The following is a 20,099-nucleotide window of genomic DNA, read 5'->3' as shown; positions in this document are numbered from 1 at the left end:
ATCTTACTTCCGCCTTCGAAGCACCGTGTGTGACAGTGAATCCACTTTCCTTCACTCGTACGGATTCGCAATCATGGCGCTCGACACTTGGTTGATCTATCTGGCAGCGGCCACCGGCCTGGCCCTGATGCCCGGCCCCAACGGCTTGCTCGCGCTGACGCACGGCGCGCTGTACGGGCGGCGCATGACGCTGTTCACGATCAGCGGAGGCGTGCTCGGCTTCGTGCTCGTGCTCGCGCTTTCGATGTTCGGCATCGGTGCCGTGCTGGGCGCTTCGGTACACGCCCTCACGGTGATGAAGTGGCTGGGCGGCGCCTACCTCGTGTGGCTGGGTATCCAGGTGTGGCGTTCGCCGCCGCCTGCACTCGAGGTCGCCCGGCAGCAGCCGCGGGCGCGCCATGGATGGAGCCTCTTCAGCCAGGGCTTCCTCTCCGCGGTGACCAACCCGAAGGCTGTTCTGTTCTTCGTCGCCTTCCTGCCGCCCTTCATCGACCCGCATCGCGACCTCGTGACGCAGTTCGTCGTGATGGCAGCGACCTTTGCGGTGATCGAGTTCCTTGTCGAGCTTCTGATGACCTGGCTGGCCAGCAGCTTGCGCCGCTGGCTGCACCGCAGCGGCAAGCGCTTCAACCAGGTCTTCGGCGCGGTGTTCGTGCTGATCGGTGCGGGCGTGACGCTGGGCCACTGATCACCCTAGCGCGCCCACCACCCTTCCCCGAAGCGCCCCTGCAGAAAGGCCACGAAGCTCGACACCTTCCCCGGCACCAGCTTGGGCGAAGGGAACACGGCGTGGATCTCCTGCTCGGGCAGCGCATGGCCCGGCAACACCTCCACCACCTTGCCCGCGGCGAGCGAATCGCTCGCCACGTAGCGCGGCATCAGCGCGATGCCGAGTCCCTCGCGCGCCGCCGCGAGCACGGCAGAGAGGTTGTTGGAGCGCAGCCGGCCCGTGACCGGCACCGTGACCGGCTCGCCCTTGGGCGTGTGCATGCGCCAGACGTCGTCGCCGATCACGCTGCTGTAGATCAGCGCCACGTGCGCGCTCAGGTCCTGCGCGCGCTTCGGCGTGCCGTGCTTCTTCAGGTAGCCCGGCGCCGCCACCATGACCCACGGGTTCATGCCGAGGAAACGCGCGCCCAGCGACGAATCGGCCAGCTTGCCCATGCGCACGGCGACGTCGATGCCTTGCGCGATCAGATCCACGTAGCGGTCCTCGAAACTGAGGTCGATCTGCACCTGCGGGTGGCGGGCCATGTATTCCAGCGCCAGCGGCACCACCGCGCGGCGGCCGAAGGCGACCGAGGTGCCGACGCGCAGCAGCCCCTGGGCCTGCGTTTCGCGCAGGCGCACCACGCTCTCGGCCTCCTCGGTCTCGCGCACGATGCTCTTGCACTTCTCGTAGTAGAGCGCGCCCGATTCGGTGAGGCTCACGCCGCGCGTGTTGCGGTTGAGCAGGCGCACCTTGAGCCGCGCCTCGGTCGCCGCGACCTGCTTGGTCACGGTGGGCTGGGTGGTGTTGAACTCGCGCGCCGCCTTGGAGAAACTGCCGGTCTCCACCACGCGCACGAACATCTCCATCGCAAGCAGTCTGTCCATGCCCGGATCGTAGCCATTTATTCCGTTATGGAATAGCTTTTATGGCCCCGCGCCGCCTTCTGCCGAAGGCCTCGAATTCCTACAGTCGAGGCATCTGAAGGAGACAAGCACATGGCAAAGATGACCGCGGCCCAGGCCGCCGTTCTGGTGATGGAAAAAGAAGGCGTCACGCAGGCCTTCGGCGTGCCCGGCGCCGCCATCAATCCGCTCTACTCGGCGCTGCGCAAGCACGGCAGCATCGCCCACATCCTGGCGCGCCACGTCGAAGGCGCCTCGCACATGGCCGAGGGCTACACCCGCGCCATCGCCGGCAACATCGGCGTGTGCATTGGCACCTCGGGGCCGGCCGGCACCGACATGATCACCGGCCTCTACTCGGCCTGGGCCGATTCGATCCCGATCCTCTGCATCACCGGCCAGGCGCCGCGCGCACGCCTCTACAAGGAAGACTTCCAGGCGGTGGACATCGAGTCGATCTCCAAGCCGGTCACCAAGTGGTCGGTCACGGTGCGCGAGCCGGGCCAGGTGCCGCAGGTCTTCCAGCAGGCCTTCCACCTGATGCGCTCGGGCCGCCCCGGGCCGGTGCTGATCGACCTGCCCTTCGACGTGCAGATGGCGCAGATCGAGTTCGACATCGACACCTACCAGCCGCTCACGCCCTACAAGCCGGCCGCCACGCGCGCGCAGGTCGAGAAGGCTATCGCGATGCTCAACGCCGCCGAGCGCCCGCTGATCGTGGCCGGCGGCGGCATCATCAATGCCGATGCCAGCGATCTGCTGGTGCGCTTCGCCGAAGCCACAGGCGTGCCGGTGATCCCGACCTTGATGGGCTGGGGCACCATCCCCGACGACCATCCGCTGATGGCCGGCATGTGCGGCCTGCAGACCAGCCACCGCTACGGCAACGCGACGATGCTGGCTTCCGACTTCGTGCTCGGCATCGGCAACCGCTGGGCCAACCGCCACACCGGCTCGGTCGAGGTCTACACCAAGGGCCGCACCTTCGTGCACGTCGACATCGAGCCGACGCAGATCGGCCGCGTCTTCACGCCCGACCTCGGCATCGTGTCGGACGCCAAGGCCGCGCTCGAGCTCTTCGTCGAAGTCGCCGAGGAGATGAAGGCCAAGGGCCAGCTGCCGAACCGCAGCCAATGGGCCGGCGAATGCCTGGAGCGCAAGAAGACGATGCTGCGCAAGACCAACTTTGGCGACGTGCCGATGAAGCCGCAGCGCGTCTACCAGTGCATGAACCGCAACTTCAGCCGCGACACCTGTTACGTGAGCACCATCGGGCTGTCGCAGATCGCCGGCGCGCAGTTCCTGCACGTCTACAACCCGCGCAACTGGATCAACTGCGGCCAGGCCGGCCCGCTGGGCTGGACCATTCCCGCCGCGCTCGGCGTGCGCGCGGCAGACCCGACGCGCAAGATCGTCGCGCTCTCGGGCGACTACGACTTCCAGTTCATGATCGAAGAGCTGGCCGTAGGCGCGCAGTTCAAGCTGCCCTACATCCACGTCGTGGTCAACAACTCCTACCTCGGCCTGATCCGCCAGGCGCAGCGCGGCTTCGAGATGGACTACTGCGTGCAGCTCGGCTTCGAGAACATCAACGCCGACGAGGACAGCGGCGTTGAGCGCAGCTACGGCGTGGACCATCTCAAGGTGATCGAGGGCCTGGGTTGCAAGGCGATCCGCGTCTACAAGCAGGAGGAGATGAAGCCCGCCATCGAGCGCGCCGAAGCCTTGATGGCCGAGTTCAGCGTGCCAGTGGTGATCGAGGTGATGCTGGAGCGCGTGACCAATATCGCGATGGGCACCGAGATCGATGCCATCAACGAATTCGAGCCCCTGGCCGAAAGCCGCGAAGACGCGCCGACCGCAGTCGGCGTCGCGATGCTCGACTGATTCCCGAGGAGACGACACAGATGCCCCGATTCGCAGCGAATCTCACGATGCTCTTCACCGAGCTGCCTTTCATGGAACGCTTCGAGGCCGCCGCCAAGGCCGGGTTCAAGGCCGTCGAATACCTGTTCCCCTATGCCTACGACAAGAAGGAACTGACCGCCGCCCTGCGCGGCAACGGCCTGCAGCAGGTGCTGCACAACCTGCCCGCCGGCAACTGGGACGGCGGCGAGCGCGGCATCGGCTGCCATCCGGACCGCGTCAGCGAGTTCCGCGAAGGCGTGGGCATGGCCATCGACTACGCGACAGCTCTGGGCTGCCCCAAGCTCAACTGCCTGTTGGGCAAGCTGCCGGCCGGCGTGAGCCCGGAGCAGGCGCGCAAGACCACGGTCGAGAACCTGCGCTTCGCGGCCAGGGAGCTGCAGAGCGCGGGAATCATGCTGCTGATCGAGCCGATCAACCATTTCGACATTCCGGGCTTCTTCCTGACGCGCACCGACCAGGCGCTGTCGATCATCGACGAGGTGGGCTCGACCAACCTGCTGCTGCAGTACGACATCTACCACGCACAGCGCATGGAAGGCGAGCTGGCAGCGACGATCACGAAGAACATGGCCAGGATCGGCCACATCCAGCTGGCCGACAACCCCGGCCGCGGCGAGCCCGGCACCGGCGAGATCAACTACGCCTGGCTCTTCAAGCACATCGATGCCGCCGGCTACACGGGCTGGATCGGCTGCGAATACAAGCCGAAGAGCGACACCGTCAACGGCCTCGGTTGGCGCACCGCCCTCACCCAATAACGACACTCAGACAAGGATTCATCGCATGTCCAACACGGCATCCCAGAAGATCGGTTTCATCGGCCTCGGCATCATGGGCGCGCCCATGGCCGGCCACCTGCTCGACGCGGGCCATACGCTCTTCGTCAACACGCAGGGGCCGGTGCCCGAGCCCTTCACTTCGCGCGCCACCGTGTGCAACACGGCCGCGGAAGTCACGAAGCAAGCCGACGTGATCTTCATCATGGTGCCCGACACGCCCGACGTGGAGAAGGTGCTGTTCGGCGAGAACGGCGTGGCGGGCGCACTGGCCAAGGGCAAGACGGTGGTCGACTGCAGCTCGATCGATCCGATCGCGACCAGGGGCTTCGCCAAGAAGATCACCGACCTCGGCTGCGGCTGGATCGACGCGCCGGTCTCCGGCGGCGAAGTGGGCGCCAAGGCGGCCAGCCTCACCATCATGTGCGGCGGCGACGAGGGCACCTTCGGGCGCGTGCGGCCGCTGCTCGAGAAGATGGGCAAGAACGTCACGCTGGTCGGCGGCGCGGGCGACGGCCAGGTCTGCAAGGTGGCCAACCAGATCATCGTGGCGCTCAACATCGCGGCCGTCGGCGAGGCGCTGGTGTTCGCGAGCAAGGCCGGCGCCGATCCCGCCAAGGTGCGGCAGGCGCTGATGGGCGGCTTCGCCTCCTCGCGCATCCTCGAAGTGCATGGCGAGCGCATGATCAAGCGCACTTTTGCGCCGGGCTTCCGCATTTCGCTGCACCAGAAGGACCTGAACCTCGCGATGCAGAGCGCGCGCTCGCTCGGCGTGGCGCTGCCGCAGACTGCGGGCGCCGCGCAATTGATGAACGCCTGCGCGGCGCTGGGCCATGGGCAGTCCGACCATTCGGCGCTGGTGCGTGCGCTGGAGGCATTGGCGCAGCATCCGGTTCAGCCGGACTGATACCAAGAGCGCTCCTCCATGATGGAGCGCCCCGCGACGCAGAGGCGCCCGCGGGTCCGGCGCGGCGCTTCGGTGTGGCGGTCGGCGCTAAAGCGCCGACCGCCCCAGCAGGAGCCCGGGCCGCAGACCGCCTTCGGCGGCGCGCTGGATCAGCCGCGAACGCTGAGGTTTTCCGCCGGATTCTGGCCCGCGGCCTCCAACGCCTCCTTCAAGTTCCGGCGCCGCCAGGCCCAGGTCTTGAAGGCCTGCGGCAGGATCTTGATGCACGAGAGGTAGTAGATCGCCTTGAAGCCCAGCAGGCGCGGGCCGACCGGCGTGCCGCGGAACAGGTCGCCCGCCAGGATCGACAGCAGCGCTTCCCGCATGCGCCAGACGTTGTTCTCCGGCTGCATGAAGAGCCGGCGGATGGCCGGCGAGGTGATGCGGTAGATGAACCACGAGAACATCCGGGGCCCGTGCTTCATGACCTTCTCGAAACGGCGGAAAGCCCGCTCCGCCTGGGCGGACTCGCCCTTGAGCCAGTGATCGACGGCCGTGGCGCTCTCGAAGGCGCTGTTCATCGCCAGGTAGACGCCGGACGAGAACATCGGGTCGACGAAGGCATAGGCGTCGCCGATCATGGCGAAGCGGTCGCCGCGGCAGAACTTCGAGTCGTAGGCGTAGTTGCCCGTGGACGTCGCGCCCTCGATCAGGGTGGCATCCTTCAGCCGCTCGGCCAGCTTGGGCGCGAGCGCGATGGTTTCCATCAGGAAACTGGTGAGATCGCCCTTGCGTCGCTTGAAGTAGGCCGGCGAGGCGACCGCCCCCACGCTCGTCGTGCCATCGAGCAGGGGGATGAACCAGAACCAGCCGTGGTCGAACCAGAACAGCGTGATGTTGCCTTCGTAGCGTCCGGGCGTGCGCTTGGCGTTCGCGAAGTGGCCGAACAGCGCGGCGCTCGCGTGCTTGCGGTTGCGCTGCTTGGCGTCGAAGCGGTTCGACAGCACGGTGTCGCGTCCGCTGGCATCGATCACGAAGCGCGGGCGCCAGGCGGTCTCGGTGCCGTCCTCGGCTTTCACCGTCACCAGCGCACGGTCGTCGCTGCCCTTGCCGGCGTCCATCTCGACCTGCGTGACCTTGTGGCCTTCGAAGGTGCGCGCGCCGCGCCTGGCGGCATGGCGGAACAGCAGCTCGTCGAACTCCGAACGGCGCACGTGCACGGCATATGGAAAGGACTTGTCCATCGCCTCGCCGAAGAAAAAATGGCTGCTGTGGTCGTGCCAGGGCGAAACGAACTCGGCGCCGTGCTTGGCGATGCCGATGGCCTCGACCTCGGTGCGCACGCCCAGCCGGTCGAACAGCGGCATGTTCATCGGCAGCAGCGACTCGCCGATGTGAAAGCGCGGGTGATGTGCTTTTTCGAGAAGCACCACGTCGTGTCCCTTGTCCGCGAGCAGCGCGGCGACGGTCGAGCCGGCGGGGCCGCCGCCGATGACGACGACGTCCGGATCCAGGGTGTTGAATTGCTGAGCTGCCATGACCGGCGGACCCTCCTTGTCGTTGTGTGCCTGGCTGGAACGTGAAAAGCGGGCCCGAGTGTAGCGAGCCGCCATGACCCGGCCCGCTGGGTTCCCACTACGCGATCGATCCGCGCTTTTGGAGTAGCCTTCCTGTCGTCGGAAAAAAAAGGAGATTTCCATGGCCGCCCCCCTGTCACCGGCAGAAGAAGCATTGCGCGACGCCGCCCGCGAATACCACCGTTCCCCAGTCAAGGGCAAGATCTCGATCTCGCCGACCAAGCCGCTGCTCAACCAGCGCGACCTCTCGCTGGCCTACTCGCCCGGCGTGGCCTATCCCTGCCTCGACATCGAGGCCGACCCCGCGGCCGCCGCCGAGTTCACCTCGCGCGGCAACCTGGTGGGCGTGGTCACCAACGGCACCGCGGTGCTGGGCCTGGGCAACATCGGGCCGCTGGCCGCCAAGCCGGTGATGGAAGGCAAGGGCTGCCTGTTCAAGAAGTTCGCCGGCATCGACGTGTTCGACATCGAGCTGGCCGAAACCGACCCCGACAAGCTGGTCGAGATCATCGCCGCGCTGGAGCCCACCCTGGGCGGCATCAACCTTGAAGACATCAAGGCGCCCGAGTGCTTCTACATCGAGCGCAAGCTGCGCGAGCGCATGAACATCCCGGTGTTCCACGACGACCAGCACGGCACGGCCATCATCTCGGCCGCGGCGCTCCTCAACGGGCTCGAACTGGTCGGCAAGAAGATCGAGGAGGTGAAGATCGCCGTCTCGGGCGCCGGCGCCGCAGCGATCGCCTGCCTGGACGTGATGATCGGCCTCGGCGCCAAGGCAGCCAACATCTACGCGGTCGACTCCAAGGGCCTGATCTACATCGGCCGCCCGGGCGGCTTCGACGATTCGAAATCACGCTACGCACAGAAGGACACCGGCGCGCGCACCCTGGCCGACGTGATGAAGAGCGCCGACGTGTTCCTCGGCTGCTCGGCGCCCGGCGTGGTCACGCAGGACATGGTCAAGAGCATGGCGAGCCAGCCGATCATCCTGGCGCTTGCCAATCCCGAGCCGGAGATCCGGCCCGAGCTTGCCAAGGCGGTCCGCCCCGACTGCATCATCGCCACCGGCCGCTCGGACTATCCGAACCAGGTCAACAACGTTCTTTGCTTTCCCTACATCTTCCGCGGCGCGCTCGACTGCGGCGCGAGCAAGATCACGGAAGAGATGAAGCTTGCCTGCGTGCACGAGATCGCCGATCTCACCAAGGCCGACATCAGCGAGGAAGTGGCCAATGCCTATGCGGGCCAGGAGCTCGCCTTCGGCCCCGACTACATCATTCCCAAGCCCTTCGACTCGCGCCTGATCCTGCGCATCGCGCCGGCCGTGGCCAAGGCCGCGGCGGACTCGGGCGTGGCTGCGCGGCCGATCGAGGACCTCGAGGCCTATCGCCAGAACCTGGCACGCTTCGTCTACCAGACCGGCATGTTCATGCGCCCGGTGTTCAGCGCGGCCAAGCTCGCCAGCGCCAAGCGCGTGGCCTACTGCGAGGGCGAGGACGACCGCGTGCTGCGCGCCGCGCAACTGGCGGTGGACGAAGGCCTGGCCAAGCCGATCCTGATCGGCCGCCCGGCGGTGATCGAGACGCGCCTCAAGAAGGCCGGCCTGCGCATCAAGCCCGGGGTGGACGTGGACGTGGTCGACCCCGAGGACGACCCGCGCTTCCGCACCTACTGGGAGGCCTACCACCGCATCATGGGCCGGCACGGCATCACGCCCGAGGCCTCGAAGGCGATGGTGCGGCGCTCCAACACCACCATCGGCTCGCTGATGGTCCAACTGGGCGACGCCGACGCGATGCTGTGCGGGCTGGTGGGCCGCTTCGACAGCCACCTGCGCATCCTGCACAACGTGCTGGGCCTGAAGCGCGGCGCCCCGGGCTTCGCGACGCTCAACGCGCTGACGCTCGAGAAATACACGCTCTTCATCGCCGACACCAACGTGCACGAAGACCCGAGCGCCGAGACGCTGGCCGAGATCGCCGTCATGGCGGCCGAGGAAGTGCGCCGCTTCGGCCTGCCGCCCAAGGTGGCCTTCCTGTCGCACTCCAACTTCGGCTCCTCCGAACGCGCTTCGGCGCGCAAGATGCGGCTGGCGCGCGACCTGTTCGCCAAGATGGCGCCCGACATCGAATGCGACGGCGAGATGCACGGCGATTCCGCGCTGTCGGATACGGTGCGGCACAACGCGCTGCCCGAGACCACGCTGAACGGCGAGGCCAACCTCCTGATCTGCCCGAACCTCGATGCCGCCAACATCCTGTTCAACGTGCTGAAGATGACCGGCGGCAACGGCGTGACGGTCGGCCCCATCCTCATGGGCGCGGCCGGCTCGGCCCACATCCTGACGCCCTCGGCCACCGTGCGCCGCGTGCTCAACATGACGGCGCTCGCCGTGGCCAACGCCACCTCGTCCAAGTAGGCAGTGCACCAGGATCGACGCCCCGCCGCAGTGCATGCGACGGGGCGTTTTCACGCCCTTTCCGAATGGCGATGGCCATTGACCGCGCACCCTATTGGCTCATCGGGAGGGTTCGCACCAAGTGCGTGCCGGCACCGTTTTTGCTTGAATCCCGTGCATTCACCCTCTTACGGAACTTCATGAACAAGCGCCAACTGATCCAGTCCTTTCTTGCCGCCTCGGCGCTCAGCTTCGGCCTCGGCAGTGTCCACGCCCAGGCGCTCACGCCCATCAAGTTCCAGCTCGACTGGCGTTTCGAAGGGCCGGCCGCGCTGTTCCTCCATCCGGCCGCCAAGGGCTACTTCAAGGATGCCAAGCTCGATGTGACGATCGACGCCGGCAACGGTTCGGGCGGCACGGTCACGCGCGTGGCCTCGGGCGCCTACGACATGGGCTTCGCCGACCTGGCCGCGCTGATGGAGTTCCACGCCAACAACCCCGACAGCCCGAACAAGCCGGTCGCGGTGATGATGGTCTACAACAACACGCCGGCCTCGGTCATGGCGCTCAAGAAGAGCGGCATCGCGAAGCCGGCCGACCTGGCCGGCAAGAAGCTCGGCGCGCCGGTGTTCGACGCCGGCCGCCGCGCCTTCCCGATCTTCGCCAAGGCCAACAACATCGGCGCGGTCAACTGGACCGCGATGGACCCGACGCTGCGCGAGACCATGCTGGTCCGCGGCGACATCGACGCCATCACCGGCTTCACCTTCACCTCGCTGCTCAACCTCGAGGCGCGCGGCGCCAAGGCGGCCGACATCGTGGTGCTGCCCTACCCCGACTACGGCGTGAAGCTCTACGGCAACGTGATCATCGCCTCGCCCAAGCTGATCAAGGAGAACCCGGCTGCCGTCAAGGCCTTTCTTTCGGCCTTCGCCAAGGGCGCAAAGGAAGTGATCGCCAATCCGGCGGTGGCGATCGAGTCGGTCAAGAAGCGCGACGGCATCATCGACAGCGCGCTCGAGACGCGCCGCCTCAAGCTCGCGATCGATACCGTGATCAACAGCCCCGACGCGCGCGCCGAAGGCTTCGGCGCGGTGAATGCCGGCCGGCTCTCGCTGATGGCCTCGCAAGTCTCCGATGCCTTCAACACCAAGACGCGCGTGAGCCCGGAAGCGGTATGGACCGCGGCGCTGCTGCCACCGGCCTCTGAACTGAACATCCTCAAGAAGTGATGGCGGTCGCTGAGACCCCGCCCTTCGTCGACTTCCAGGACGTCTGGCTCGCCTACAACGAAGAACTGCTCGCGGCCAACCACTTCGCGGTCGAAGCCATCGACCTCAAGGTGAAGCAGGGAGAATTCATCGCCATCGTCGGGCCCTCGGGTTGCGGCAAGTCGACCTTCATGAAGCTCACCACGGGCCTGAGGATGCCCTCGATGGGCAAGATCCGCATCGACGGCCAGCCCGTGACCGGGCCGGTCAAGATCTCGGGCATGGCCTTCCAGGCGCCCTCGCTGTTGCCATGGCGCACCACGGTCGACAACGTGCTGTTGCCGCTGGAGATCGTCGAGCCCTACCGCTCCACCTTCAAATCGAAGCGCAAGGAATACGTCGAACGCGCGCGCAAGCTGCTTCAGAAGGTGGGCCTCGGCGGCTATGAAGACAAGTTCCCGTGGCAGCTCTCTGGCGGCATGCAGCAGCGCGCCAGCATCTGCCGCGCGCTGATCCACGAGCCCAAGATGCTGCTGCTCGACGAGCCCTTCGGCGCGCTCGACGCCTTCACGCGCGAGGAGCTCTGGTGCATCCTGCGCGACCTCTGGAGCGAGCAGCGCTTCAACGTGATCCTGGTCACGCACGACCTGCGCGAATCGGTCTTCCTGGCCGACACGGTCTACGTGATGAGCAAGAGCCCGGGCCGCTTCGTGGTCCGGCGCGAGATCGAGCTGCCGCGCCCGCGCGAGCTGGAGTTGACCTACACCAAGGAATTCACCGACATCGTGCTGGAGCTGCGCGGCCACATCGGCGCCATCCGGAGCAACGCCATCGCGGCCGCCGCCGCAGCGAGCCACGGATGAAGAACGGCAAACAGATCGAACGCTGGTCGCCGTGGCTGCTGCTGGTCGCGGTGCTCGTGCTGTGGCAGATCATCTGCGCGGGCTTCGGCGTGTCGGAATTCATCTTTCCGAGCCCGTGGCGCATCTGGACCCAGTTCTGGGAATTCAAGGAAATCATCGCGGGCCACGCCTGGCGCACCTTCTGGGTCACGATGGCGGGCTTCGGCCTCGCCATCGTGGTCGGCGTGCTGCTGGGCTTCGTGATCGGCAGTTCGCGGCTGGCCTACGCGGCGGTGTACCCGCTGATGACGGCTTTCAACGCGCTGCCCAAGGCGGCCTTCGTGCCCATCCTCGTGGTGTGGTTCGGCATCGGCATCGGGCCGGCGATCCTCACGGCCTTCCTGATCAGCTTCTTCCCGATCATGGTCAACATCGCGACCGGCCTGGCCACGCTCGAGCCCGAGCTCGAGGACGTGCTGCGCGTGCTGGGCGCCAAGCGCTGGGACGTGCTCGTCAAGATCGGCCTGCCGCGCTCCATGCCCTATTTCTACGGCTCGCTCAAGGTCGCGATCACGCTGGCTTTCGTCGGCACCACGGTGAGCGAGATGACGGCCGCCAACGAAGGCATCGGCTACCTGCTGATCTCGGCCGGTTCGGCCATGCAGATGGGCCTGGCCTTCGCGGGCCTGATGGTGGTTGGCGCAATGGCGATGGGGATGTACGAGCTCTTCAGCGCGATCGAGAAGCACACGACCGGCTGGGCGCACCGAGGATCGCAAAATGAATAGGGAGCAGGTCCTTCGCGCCCTGCGCCGCGCGAACGAGGCCGCGCTGCGCGCGATGGCGATGGGCCGCCATCCCTTCGGCGCGGTGCTCGTCGCGCCCGACGGCGAAACGGTGCTGGCCGAGCAGGGCAACATCGACACCGTGCAGCACGCAGAGGCCACGCTGGCGCGAAACGCCTCGCTCAGCTACCCGGCCGAGTATCTCGCCCAGTGCACGCTGGTCACCACCTTCGAGCCCTGCGCGATGTGCGCCGGCACCATCTACTGGGCCAACATCGGGCGCGTGGTGTACGGCGCCGAAGAGAGTGCGCTTCTCGCGCTCACCGGCGCCCATCCCGAGAACCCGACGCTCTCGCTGCCCTGCCGCGAAGTCTTCGCACGCGGGCAGAAGAAGATCGAGGTCATCGGGCCGGTGCCGGAAGTGGCGCACGAGATGATCGCCACGCACCGCGGCTTCTGGGAAAGCCGGGGCCCACGCGCGGCGGGCGCGTAGCAGGCCATACGGCCGGGTTGTTTCCCGCCGTGCCTTCTCCTATGCTGGCGGCCCCCAACAAGGAGATAAGCAATGATCAAGGTCAGCGTGATGTACCCCCACACGCCCGGAGCGCGATTCGACCACGACTACTACCGCGACAAGCACATGCCGCTGCTCAAGAGCAGGATGGGCGACGCCTGCAAGTCCTACACGATCGACAAGGGGCTGGCCGGCGGGGCGCCGGGCGAGCCGCCCACGTATGTCGCGTCCTGTCACATCTTCTGCGACTCGGTGGAGGCCTTCCAGGCGGCCTTCGGCCCGCACGCCAAGGAGATCCTCGGCGACATCCGCAACTACACCGACCTGAAGCCGGTGATGCAGATCAGCGAGGTGGTGGTGGGCTGAGGCGAGCCCATCACGCGCCGCCGATGCCGGCGGTGATCTTGCCCGTGCCGCCGCACTCCGGACATGGCTTGCCGTCGTCGCTGCGGCCGGTGCCGCCGCAACTGCGGCACAGGGTCTCGCCGGTTCCCGGCGTGCCGGCAGGCGCCTCGTCGCCGGGCCGCATGGGCGGAACCTCGACGGCTGCGCCGGGATCCTCTTCGCCCGCGATCGATTCCTCGAACGGCTCCGACGGCTTCGGCCCGGCCGGGGGAGAGGCGGTGTTCTCTTGCGGCTTCATGGCGTACTCCTTCTGCATGGAGAAGCCAGCTTTGCCGTCGGCGAGAAGGCGTGGCGCGGGTTGCGTTCTCGATCCGGGGTCGGACGGCGCCTCTTGCCGCCGCCTCAGACCAGCCGCGTCTCGATCTCCGTCTTGACTTCGGTCATCAGCCGATGCAGCGGGCACTTGCCCGCCACGCGCAGCAGCTCGGCGCGCTGTTCGTCGCTGAGCGGGCCGGTGACGTGCAGGGTGGAATCCAGCCTGTAGACGCCCTTGCGTTCCTCGCTGTCGTCGCGGTTCACGACGACTTCGATGTCTTCCACCGGGATGCCCTTGCGCTGGGCATAGACCAGCACGGTCAATGCCTTGCAGGCGGCCAGCGCGGAATCGTAGAGGTCGTGCGGCGTGGGGCCTGCGTCCTGGCCGCCCGCATCGGGCGAGGCGTCGACCGCGATCTCGTGGGCGCGGACCTTGAGGATGTGGCGGGTACCGGTGCTGCCGTCGCGTCTGACCGTGATGCTCATGGAATTTCCCTGGGGAAGTGGTGGGTTCAATCGGCGCCGCCGTAGCGCTCGGTGCGGATGATGCCTGCCGGCAGCGAAGCGTCGGGCAGCCCGCGCGTCACGCCTTCGACGAAGCGGTTGGAGCCGCAGACATAGACATGGCGCGGCAGATGCCGCCAGCCGGCCAGCATCTGCCGCAGCGAGGCGGCGTCGATGCGGCGCTCGCTGTCGCCGGCGCGCTGCGTTGGCCCGCGCGTGACGGTCGCGATGAAACGAAACGCCGGATGCTGCGCTTCGAGCTGCAGCAGCTCGTCGCGAAAGGCGAGCTCTTCCCAGGTGCGCGCCGAGCAGACCAAAAGCAGCGGCGTCTGCCCGCCGCCGCGTGCCCAGTCGCGCACCATGGCCATCAGCGGCGCGATGCCGGAGCCGCCGGCCAGCAGCAGCAAAGGTCCGCCGTCTTCGGCGCGCCAGATGAAATGCCCGCCCAGCGGGCCGCGCACCTCGATGCGGTCGCCGGCCTGCGCCACCTCGTGGAAATAGGGCGAGACCTCGCCGTCGTCCAGCTTCTCGATGATGAGTTCGATCAGCGCTTCGCCCGGCGCCGAGGCGATCGAATAGGCGCGCTGGGCCTCGTAGCCGTCGGGCGCCGTGAGACGCACATCGAGGTGCTGGCCGGCGATGTGGCGCGCGATGTCCGCCTTCAGGAAGATGCGGGCAATGCGCGGCGTCGCCGCTTCGATCCGATCGATCACCGCCTCCTGCCAAAGGCTCATTGGCGTACCTCCGTGCTTCGCACTGCGGTGCGAGCTTGCTTGGGGCGGCCCGGCGCTGCGCTCATGGATCGTCCGAGTAGCGTTGCTGCCGCCATGGATCGCCGTACATGTGATAGCCGCGCAGTTCCCAGAAGCCGGCCTCGTCGCGCGCGGTGAAGCGCAGCCCCTTGATCCACTTGGCGCTCTTCCAGAAGTACAGGTGCGGCACCAGGAGGCGCGCCGGCCCGCCGTGCTCGGGCGCGAGCGGCCGGCCGCCGTAGCGCGTGGCGATCATCGCTCGGCCGCCCAGCAGATCGGCCACCGGCACGTTGGTGTCGTAGTCGTCGTGCGAGAGCGCGAGCAGCCAGGCGCTCGGCGGCGCGACGCCCGCCGCGGCCAGCAGGTCGTCGATGGAGACGCCTTCCCACACGGTGTCGAACTTCGACCACTTGGTGACGCAATGGATGTCGCCCTGCCACTGCGTGCGCGGCAGGGCCTCGAACTCGGCCCAGCTCCAGCTCGCGAGCGGCCGCGGCCCGTTGCTCAGCGTGAAGCGCCAGCTCGCCAGGTCGACGCGCGGCGTCGGCCCCTTGGCCAGTACCGGGAAGTCCTCGGTTTCATACTGGCCCGGCGGCAGGCGGCGCGCCAAGGCCGCGGTCGGGCGTCGTCCTGTGAATCCACGCGTTGCCATCGGGGCTCCTGCTGGTGAGAGCGCCCGATGGTGTCACATCTCGAAGGCCTCGACCTGCCGGCCGTCGATGTCGGTGAAGCCGTATTCGCGCGCCAGGTCCGCCACGCGGTGCACCGCGCCGCTCTTGTCCAGCACCTTCGGGTCGCCCGCCAGCGCGGCGACCGCGCGGCCCAGGTAGCGCGGCGACTCGGTGCGTGCCAGTGCCGGGCGCTCGGTCCAGTGCGCCTCGTCGGTCTTGTGGCCGACGAGGACGAATTCGGTGCGCATCCAGCCCGGCGATACGGCCAGCGAAGCGACGCCGTGCGGGCGCAGCTCCTGCGCCATGCCGAAGGCGAGGCGGTTCATCGCGGCCTTGGCCAGATCGTAGAAAAGATTGCCGCGCAGGTAGCGATCGCGGTCCCAGAAGGTGGTGGTCACGATCAGCCCGCGGCCCTGGGCGACCATGATCGGCGCGGCAACGCGGCTGGCCAGCAGGTGGTTGCGCACGCCGCGGTCGAACATCGAATCCCATTGCGCGAGCGAATGCTCCCAGAACGGCGCTTCGAACACGCCGTTGAAAGTCTCGTGGCCGCCCCAGGCATTGTTCACCAGCAAATCGAGCTTGCCCTTGTCGCGCTGCACCTGTGCGAACAGTTTCGCCACCTCGTCTTCGCGCGTGTGATCGCAGCGCACGGCGATGCCGCGGCCGCCGGCCTGCGTGACCTCTTCGGCGGTCGCGTCGATGCTGCCCGGCACCGCGTCGAGCCCCGAGAGCGCGAGGATATCGGCGTAGGTGTCGGCGGGCTGCGCCCGCGTACTGCGCCCAGTGACGTACACCGTGGCCCCCGCGGCGCCCAGCTCGATCGCGATGCCGCGCCCGGCGCCGCGGCTGGCGCCGCTGACCACGGCCACACAGTTCTTCAGCGTTGCTTGCATTCGTCTCCTTTCGTGGCTCTTCTCAGCCGATGCGCCGAAGGTACTGCCCGCTCAGCCCGAAGTCTTGGAAGAAACCGAAACGCGGTGGCCGAGGAACTCGGTCGGCGTGAGGCCGCAAAGCGCCCGGAACTCGTTCACCAGGTGCGACTGGTCGTAGAACCCGCCTTCGACCGCGACCTCCGCCCACGCAGGCGCCTCCTGCGACCGCAGCGCGCGCAGGCACGCATGAAGCCGCGCCAGCCGGCGCCAGGCGCGCGGCGAGAGCCCCACGTGCTCGTGGAAGAGCTGCTGCAGGCGGCGCTCGCCGATGCCCAGCGCAGCGGCCGCTTCGCGCAGCGCAAGCCGGCCGCCCGAAGCGGCGATGCGCTGCGCCGCATGCATGGCGGCCGGGAGCTGCGGCGATGCCTCGCTTGCGCGCAGGCGGCGTTGCAGCGCGGCGCCGAGCAGCGCCACCCGCGCGGCATCGTCGCGCGCTTCGGCGATGCGCGCGAGCAGTTCGGCGCCCTCGCCGCGCCACAGCGCGTCCAGGGGCACGGCGGTGCCGCCGATCTCGCCGACCGGCATACCCAGCAGGGCCGCCGCCGCGCCGGGGCGCAGCGTGACGCACAGGCCTTCGATCCTGCCGCGCAGGCGCACCAGGGCCGGTGCCGCCGATGCGCCTATCGCCTCGACGGGCTCACCGGCGCCCTCGCCTGCCGACGGCGCCGCACCGAGGTTGAAGACCAGGCGCACCGCGCCGTCCGGCAACACCCGCTCCAGCACCTCGTGCCCCTCGGGGATCGTCTCGCGGCACAGGAGGATGTGCGAAACGTGCCTGCGCAGCGGCGCAGCCACTTCGAAGGATTTCAGCGTGCCCGCGGGAACGCCCGCTTCCGGCCCGTGAAGCGGATCGTCGTCGAGGCGGAGGTAGAGGCGCTCGCCCATCCGCCAATGCTAAGCGCCTCCACCGTGTTCGCGCCATCGCAGGCGCCCGAGACAGAGCGAGGCATGGGAAGCGTATTTGAGTTCTTTGCAATCGAGGCTAGGCTGGCGTCATGGACCGCCTGCCCCCGCTGAATGCCCTGCGCGCCTTCGAGGCCGCGGCGCGGCACCTGAGCATCACCGTCGCCGCGAACGAACTGCATGTCACGCCCGGCGCGGTGAGCCGCCAGATCAAGCTGCTGGAAGAGACGCTGGGCCTGCAGCTGCTGCACCGCGGGCACCGCCAGATCTCGCTGACGCGGGCCGGCGCGGACTACTTCCGTGCCGTGACCAAGGCCGTCGATGCGCTGCGCGAGGCCACTCGGCGCCTCACGCGACGCACGCAGCGCAAGCAGCTCAAGGTGCGCTCGTACACGACCTTCGCGATGCGCTGGCTCATTCCGCGGCTTTCCGGATTCCACCAGGCCCATCCGGACATCGAGGTGCTGCTGACCGCCTCGCTGGACGAAGTCGACTTCCGCAAGGAGGACCTCGACGCGGCGATCCGCCTGGGCGACGGCAAGTGGCCGGGCGCGAACAGCCATATGCTGGTCGCCAACCTCCTCGCGCCGGTGTGCAGCCCGGAGCTTCTGAAAGGCCGCACCAAGCTGCGCAAGCCGGCCGACCTGCGCCACTTCACCTTGCTGCACTCGATTGCCCGCCCCGACGACTGGCGCTACTGGCTCGAAGCGAACCGCGTGGCGCAGCAGGTCGACAGCGGATCGGGCATGACCTACCAAAGCTCCGCGATGGCCTACGCCGCCGCCATCGAAGGGCAAGGGCTGGCCATGGCGCAGCTCTTCCTGGTCGAGGACGACCTGCGCGACGGCAAGCTGGTCATGCCCTTCAAGAAGACGCTCGACATGGGCAGCTTCACCTACTACCTGCTGACGCCGGCCGGGCGGCCGGAAAGCGCATCGATGACGCAGTTCCGGACCTGGATGCTCGCGCAGTTCGCGCTGCAGCCATAGTCGCTTTCGGCAACGAGGATCCATTCAATCCTCGACGAGGAAGCCTGGCAGCAGCCTGGCTGCGCCCTGCAGAAGCTCGAACTCGTCGTCGGAGAGCGGCAGAGGTGCCATGTCGAAATGACTCAGCGTGCCCCACAGCTCGCCGGCATTGCTCACCAGCGGAACGCTGTGATACGAGACGACGACGCCCTGGTAAGGGTGACCTTCAAGCCTTGGGTCAGCCGCCGAGTCATCGGTACGGAACGAACTGTCCCGAAGAACGAACTGGCAGAAGCTCTTGTCGAAGGGCACTGCCGCAAGGTATTCGGGCCGCATCTCACCCGCCTTGTCGTGCAGCAGGACGTTTCGCAGCATGGGGCCGGCGAAGCGGTAGACGGCGCTGTACCGGTGCGGGACGCCCTCGTTCAGGTAGGCGAGTGCCGCAGCCGGCCCCTCTGCATGCAGGATGGCCGAGAGCGTCTCCAGATTGCGGGGCAATGCCATCCCTCGATTTTTTCGCCTCGAGGGAGGTGGCGGACATGATGGATACCCGAAGTCCAGGTCGCCGGGCGTGGCGCCTTCGCGCACTCCCGCCGAGGCTGCGCAGTCCCGCAGATGGCTTCGCGCGAGCCTACTGCCCCACGACCGACCAGCCCGCTTGCTGGTTCGCCTTGTCGTTCTCGTATTCCCACCGCGTACCGCATGCGTCGCACCTGTAGCTGGTGACGTTGACGGTGCGGCCGCCGCGGTCGCCATCGCTGCGCTCGACCTTGCGGCTGGACACCTGCACGAGTTCGGCGTGCCCCGATGCGCGGCGCCAGTTCCTCTGGATGCCCGCGCACGAGGCGCACAGTGTCATCCTCTTCAGTTCGTCTCTTCGGTTGGACTCGTTCGCCATGCGGCTTCTGCTCTCTATCGGTTGGGCTTTCAGCCGAGCATGTTAGCAATACGGACGTCCGCAGAGGACACGACGCGCTCCGCGAGCAGGCGCTCGATGTGCATCGCGTCGTAGCCCGCCGCCGCCAGGATCTCGCGCGTGTGCTGACCTCGGCGCGGCGCCGGTGCGTGCGGCAGACGGTTGGTCTCGGCGCTGTTGATCGGGAAGCCCGGCGTCCGGACCGCGCCTGCGGCCGGATCGTCGAGCGTGGCGATCATCTGGTTGGCGGCCACCTGCGGATGCCGCTCGACGTCGGCGTAGTTCGCGACGCGCGCACACAGGATGTCGGCGGCGTTGAGCTCGGCGAGCCAATGGCCGGTGGAGCGGGAGCGGAATGCCTCGGCCAGGGCGGCACGCATCGCGCCGCGGTGGGCCACGCGCAGGGGCGAGCTGGCAAAGCGTTCGTCGCCGATCAGTTGCGGCAATGCCAGCGCTTCGCACAGCCGGTCCCAGCGCCCGCCGTTGTACGCGGCCACCATGATCCAGCCGTCGGCGGTTTCGAAAGCTTCGTTGGGCGCGGAGTACGGCGCCGCGCTGCCCATGCGCTGCGGGAGCTCGCCATCCGAGAGATAGCTGGTGAACGAGGACTGCTGCAATGCAAGGGCCGCGTTCATCAGGTTCACGTCGAGATAGCCGCCCTGCCCGCTTTGTGTGCGTTGCTGCAGTTGGGCCAGCACGCCCACGCAGGCCACGTAGCCGGTGACGACGTCGACCACCGGCGCCTGCACCTTGCCCGGCTCGGCGCCCGGCGATCCGATCAGGCTCATCAGGCCGCTGTCGGCCTGCAGGATGCCGTCGACGCCGGCGCGGTCGGCATACGGTCCGCTCTGCCCGTAGGCGGAAATGGAGCAGTACACCAGGCGCGGATGGTCGGCCGCGAGCTGCGCGTAGCCGAGGCCGAGCCGTTCCATGACACCGGGCCGCATGCTTTCGATCACGACATCGGCTTGCGCGATCAGCGTGCGGGCGACAGCCATGCCTTCGGGGGCCTTGAGGTCCAGGCACAGCCCGAGCTTGTTGCGGTTAAAGGCGTGGAACAGCGCGCTGTCCTCGCCGATCCACGGCGGGCCGAGCGTGCGCCCGAGTTCGCCCTCGGGCGCCTCGACCTTGATCACGCGGGCGCCCATGTCGGCCAGCAGCATCGAGCAGGTGGGTCCGGCGCCGATCTGCGTGAAGTCGACGACCTTCAGGTTCTCGAGTGCAGTGCGCAGCATGGCGATGTCTCCTTCATGGT

22 protein-coding genes are annotated in these 20,099 nt (G+C 67.7%); 11 read left to right on the top strand and 11 right to left on the bottom strand.

Features of this window, described 5'->3' with window-relative positions; genetic code table 11:
• Positions 1–73: 73 nt before the first annotated feature.
• Positions 74–688: a LysE family translocator gene (locus AC3A6B_RS12255; protein WP_487836969.1), complete on the top strand. Its 615-nt coding sequence runs from the start codon at positions 74–76 to the stop codon at positions 686–688.
• A 5-nt stretch (positions 689–693) separates the two neighbouring features.
• Here AC3A6B_RS12255 and AC3A6B_RS12250 read toward each other — a convergent pair whose 3' ends face one another.
• Positions 694–1,596, bottom strand: a complete 903-nt coding sequence (locus AC3A6B_RS12250; protein ID WP_487836968.1) for a LysR family transcriptional regulator — start codon at positions 1,594–1,596, stop codon at positions 694–696.
• Between the two features lie 111 nt (positions 1,597–1,707).
• Here AC3A6B_RS12250 and gcl point away from each other — a divergent pair, with 111 nt between their 5' ends.
• From gcl to AC3A6B_RS12235, 3 genes are read left to right on the top strand one after another with little or no spacing between them, the layout of a single operon-like run.
• Positions 1,708–3,501 carry a glyoxylate carboligase gene (gene gcl / locus AC3A6B_RS12245; protein WP_487836967.1) on the top strand — a complete coding sequence of 598 codons (1,794 nt, stop codon included), beginning with the start codon at positions 1,708–1,710 and terminating at the stop codon, positions 3,499–3,501.
• A gap of 20 nt (positions 3,502–3,521) precedes the next feature.
• Entirely contained in the window at positions 3,522–4,301 is a 780-nt protein-coding gene (gene hyi, locus AC3A6B_RS12240) for a hydroxypyruvate isomerase (protein ID WP_487836966.1), read from the top strand.
• 25 nt (positions 4,302–4,326) lie between these two features.
• Positions 4,327–5,226 carry a 2-hydroxy-3-oxopropionate reductase gene (locus AC3A6B_RS12235; RefSeq protein WP_487836965.1) on the top strand — a complete coding sequence of 300 codons (900 nt, stop codon included), beginning with the start codon at positions 4,327–4,329 and terminating at the stop codon, positions 5,224–5,226.
• A gap of 149 nt (positions 5,227–5,375) precedes the next feature.
• Here the strand turns inward: AC3A6B_RS12235 and AC3A6B_RS12230 are convergent, their stop codons facing one another.
• Complete coding sequence (locus AC3A6B_RS12230) at positions 5,376–6,743, bottom strand: NAD(P)/FAD-dependent oxidoreductase (RefSeq protein ID WP_487836964.1); 1,368 nt, start codon at positions 6,741–6,743, stop codon at positions 5,376–5,378.
• Positions 6,744–6,903: 160 nt separating this feature from the next.
• On the opposite strand from AC3A6B_RS12230, the gene AC3A6B_RS12225 reads away from it, so the two are divergent.
• The 6 genes from AC3A6B_RS12225 to AC3A6B_RS12200 all read left to right on the top strand — a co-directional run bounded on the left by AC3A6B_RS12225 (position 6,904) and on the right by AC3A6B_RS12200 (position 12,901).
• Complete coding sequence (locus tag AC3A6B_RS12225) at positions 6,904–9,204, top strand: NADP-dependent malic enzyme (protein ID WP_487836963.1); 2,301 nt, start codon at positions 6,904–6,906, stop codon at positions 9,202–9,204.
• A gap of 179 nt (positions 9,205–9,383) precedes the next feature.
• Positions 9,384–10,415, top strand: coding sequence for an ABC transporter substrate-binding protein (locus AC3A6B_RS12220; protein WP_487836962.1), 1,032 nt, complete (start codon positions 9,384–9,386; stop codon positions 10,413–10,415).
• On the top strand, positions 10,415–11,257 hold the full coding sequence (locus AC3A6B_RS12215; RefSeq protein ID WP_487837007.1) for an ABC transporter ATP-binding protein: 843 nt from the start codon (positions 10,415–10,417) through the stop codon (positions 11,255–11,257). Before AC3A6B_RS12220 ends, AC3A6B_RS12215 begins: the two co-directional genes overlap by 1 nt.
• The gene (locus AC3A6B_RS12210; RefSeq protein ID WP_487836961.1) at positions 11,254–12,024 is read left to right on the top strand and encodes an ABC transporter permease; all 771 of its coding nucleotides are present in this window, start codon (positions 11,254–11,256) and stop codon (positions 12,022–12,024) included. Before AC3A6B_RS12215 ends, AC3A6B_RS12210 begins: the two co-directional genes overlap by 4 nt.
• Entirely contained in the window at positions 12,017–12,514 is a 498-nt protein-coding gene (locus AC3A6B_RS12205; protein ID WP_487836960.1) for a nucleoside deaminase, read from the top strand. The genes AC3A6B_RS12210 and AC3A6B_RS12205 overlap by 8 nt, the downstream gene beginning before the upstream one ends.
• 72 nt (positions 12,515–12,586) lie before the next feature.
• On the top strand, positions 12,587–12,901 hold the full coding sequence (locus AC3A6B_RS12200; RefSeq protein WP_487836959.1) for an EthD family reductase: 315 nt from the start codon (positions 12,587–12,589) through the stop codon (positions 12,899–12,901).
• A 10-nt stretch (positions 12,902–12,911) separates the two neighbouring features.
• Here AC3A6B_RS12200 and AC3A6B_RS12195 read toward each other — a convergent pair whose 3' ends face one another.
• The 6 genes from AC3A6B_RS12195 to AC3A6B_RS12170 form a co-directional block, all read right to left on the bottom strand.
• Positions 12,912–13,178 carry a hypothetical protein gene (locus tag AC3A6B_RS12195; RefSeq protein ID WP_487836958.1) on the bottom strand — a complete coding sequence of 89 codons (267 nt, stop codon included), beginning with the start codon at positions 13,176–13,178 and terminating at the stop codon, positions 12,912–12,914.
• Positions 13,179–13,282: 104 nt separating this feature from the next.
• A complete protein-coding gene (locus AC3A6B_RS12190; RefSeq protein WP_487836957.1) occupies positions 13,283–13,681 on the bottom strand; it encodes an OsmC family protein in 399 nt (132 codons plus the stop codon).
• Positions 13,682–13,707: 26 nt separating this feature from the next.
• Positions 13,708–14,433 (bottom strand): FAD-binding oxidoreductase, encoded by a 726-nt coding sequence (locus tag AC3A6B_RS12185; RefSeq protein ID WP_487836956.1) that lies wholly within the window; start codon positions 14,431–14,433, stop codon positions 13,708–13,710.
• 61 nt (positions 14,434–14,494) lie between these two features.
• Positions 14,495–15,103 (bottom strand): sulfite oxidase-like oxidoreductase, encoded by a 609-nt coding sequence (locus AC3A6B_RS12180; RefSeq protein ID WP_487836955.1) that lies wholly within the window; start codon positions 15,101–15,103, stop codon positions 14,495–14,497.
• 33 nt (positions 15,104–15,136) lie between these two features.
• A complete protein-coding gene (locus AC3A6B_RS12175) occupies positions 15,137–16,018 on the bottom strand; it encodes an SDR family oxidoreductase (protein WP_487836954.1) in 882 nt (293 codons plus the stop codon).
• Between the two features lie 51 nt (positions 16,019–16,069).
• Positions 16,070–16,942: a helix-turn-helix domain-containing protein gene (locus tag AC3A6B_RS12170; protein ID WP_487836953.1), complete on the bottom strand. Its 873-nt coding sequence runs from the start codon at positions 16,940–16,942 to the stop codon at positions 16,070–16,072.
• Between the two features lie 110 nt (positions 16,943–17,052).
• Here AC3A6B_RS12170 and gcvA point away from each other — a divergent pair, with 110 nt between their 5' ends.
• Positions 17,053–17,949: a transcriptional regulator GcvA gene (gene gcvA, locus AC3A6B_RS12165; RefSeq protein ID WP_487836952.1), complete on the top strand. Its 897-nt coding sequence runs from the start codon at positions 17,053–17,055 to the stop codon at positions 17,947–17,949.
• Between the two features lie 24 nt (positions 17,950–17,973).
• On the opposite strand, the gene AC3A6B_RS12160 is transcribed toward gcvA, so the two are convergent.
• The 3 genes from AC3A6B_RS12160 to AC3A6B_RS12150 all read right to left on the bottom strand — a co-directional run bounded on the left by AC3A6B_RS12160 (position 17,974) and on the right by AC3A6B_RS12150 (position 20,079).
• Positions 17,974–18,432 (bottom strand): GAF domain-containing protein, encoded by a 459-nt coding sequence (locus AC3A6B_RS12160; protein ID WP_487836951.1) that lies wholly within the window; start codon positions 18,430–18,432, stop codon positions 17,974–17,976.
• A 127-nt stretch (positions 18,433–18,559) separates the two neighbouring features.
• The gene (locus AC3A6B_RS12155) at positions 18,560–18,826 is read right to left on the bottom strand and encodes a hypothetical protein (protein ID WP_487836950.1); all 267 of its coding nucleotides are present in this window, start codon (positions 18,824–18,826) and stop codon (positions 18,560–18,562) included.
• A gap of 29 nt (positions 18,827–18,855) precedes the next feature.
• Complete coding sequence (locus tag AC3A6B_RS12150; RefSeq protein ID WP_487836949.1) at positions 18,856–20,079, bottom strand: CaiB/BaiF CoA transferase family protein; 1,224 nt, start codon at positions 20,077–20,079, stop codon at positions 18,856–18,858.
• Between the last annotated feature and the right edge of the window lie 20 nt (positions 20,080–20,099).

The sequence above is a fragment of the Variovorax sp. Soil_C_33 genome (genome assembly GCF_057656935.1).
Note: the sequence above shows the minus strand (reverse complement) of the source record. Positions and strands in the feature narration are given on the sequence as shown.

Coding starts and splice junctions, on each gene's coding strand:
- AC3A6B_RS12255 (WP_487836969.1), top strand. CDS start 74: ATGGCGCTCGACACTTGGTTGATCTATCTGGCAGCGGCCACCGGCCTG.
- AC3A6B_RS12250 (WP_487836968.1), bottom strand. CDS start 1,596: ATGGACAGACTGCTTGCGATGGAGATGTTCGTGCGCGTGGTGGAGACC.
- gcl (WP_487836967.1), top strand. CDS start 1,708: ATGGCAAAGATGACCGCGGCCCAGGCCGCCGTTCTGGTGATGGAAAAA.
- hyi (WP_487836966.1), top strand. CDS start 3,522: ATGCCCCGATTCGCAGCGAATCTCACGATGCTCTTCACCGAGCTGCCT.
- AC3A6B_RS12235 (WP_487836965.1), top strand. CDS start 4,327: ATGTCCAACACGGCATCCCAGAAGATCGGTTTCATCGGCCTCGGCATC.
- AC3A6B_RS12230 (WP_487836964.1), bottom strand. CDS start 6,743: ATGGCAGCTCAGCAATTCAACACCCTGGATCCGGACGTCGTCGTCATC.
- AC3A6B_RS12225 (WP_487836963.1), top strand. CDS start 6,904: ATGGCCGCCCCCCTGTCACCGGCAGAAGAAGCATTGCGCGACGCCGCC.
- AC3A6B_RS12220 (WP_487836962.1), top strand. CDS start 9,384: ATGAACAAGCGCCAACTGATCCAGTCCTTTCTTGCCGCCTCGGCGCTC.
- AC3A6B_RS12215 (WP_487837007.1), top strand. CDS start 10,415: ATGGCGGTCGCTGAGACCCCGCCCTTCGTCGACTTCCAGGACGTCTGG.
- AC3A6B_RS12210 (WP_487836961.1), top strand. CDS start 11,254: ATGAAGAACGGCAAACAGATCGAACGCTGGTCGCCGTGGCTGCTGCTG.
- AC3A6B_RS12205 (WP_487836960.1), top strand. CDS start 12,017: ATGAATAGGGAGCAGGTCCTTCGCGCCCTGCGCCGCGCGAACGAGGCC.
- AC3A6B_RS12200 (WP_487836959.1), top strand. CDS start 12,587: ATGATCAAGGTCAGCGTGATGTACCCCCACACGCCCGGAGCGCGATTC.
- AC3A6B_RS12195 (WP_487836958.1), bottom strand. CDS start 13,178: ATGAAGCCGCAAGAGAACACCGCCTCTCCCCCGGCCGGGCCGAAGCCG.
- AC3A6B_RS12190 (WP_487836957.1), bottom strand. CDS start 13,681: ATGAGCATCACGGTCAGACGCGACGGCAGCACCGGTACCCGCCACATC.
- AC3A6B_RS12185 (WP_487836956.1), bottom strand. CDS start 14,433: ATGAGCCTTTGGCAGGAGGCGGTGATCGATCGGATCGAAGCGGCGACG.
- AC3A6B_RS12180 (WP_487836955.1), bottom strand. CDS start 15,103: ATGGCAACGCGTGGATTCACAGGACGACGCCCGACCGCGGCCTTGGCG.
- AC3A6B_RS12175 (WP_487836954.1), bottom strand. CDS start 16,018: ATGCAAGCAACGCTGAAGAACTGTGTGGCCGTGGTCAGCGGCGCCAGC.
- AC3A6B_RS12170 (WP_487836953.1), bottom strand. CDS start 16,942: ATGGGCGAGCGCCTCTACCTCCGCCTCGACGACGATCCGCTTCACGGG.
- gcvA (WP_487836952.1), top strand. CDS start 17,053: ATGGACCGCCTGCCCCCGCTGAATGCCCTGCGCGCCTTCGAGGCCGCG.
- AC3A6B_RS12160 (WP_487836951.1), bottom strand. CDS start 18,432: ATGGCATTGCCCCGCAATCTGGAGACGCTCTCGGCCATCCTGCATGCA.
- AC3A6B_RS12155 (WP_487836950.1), bottom strand. CDS start 18,826: ATGGCGAACGAGTCCAACCGAAGAGACGAACTGAAGAGGATGACACTG.
- AC3A6B_RS12150 (WP_487836949.1), bottom strand. CDS start 20,079: ATGCTGCGCACTGCACTCGAGAACCTGAAGGTCGTCGACTTCACGCAG.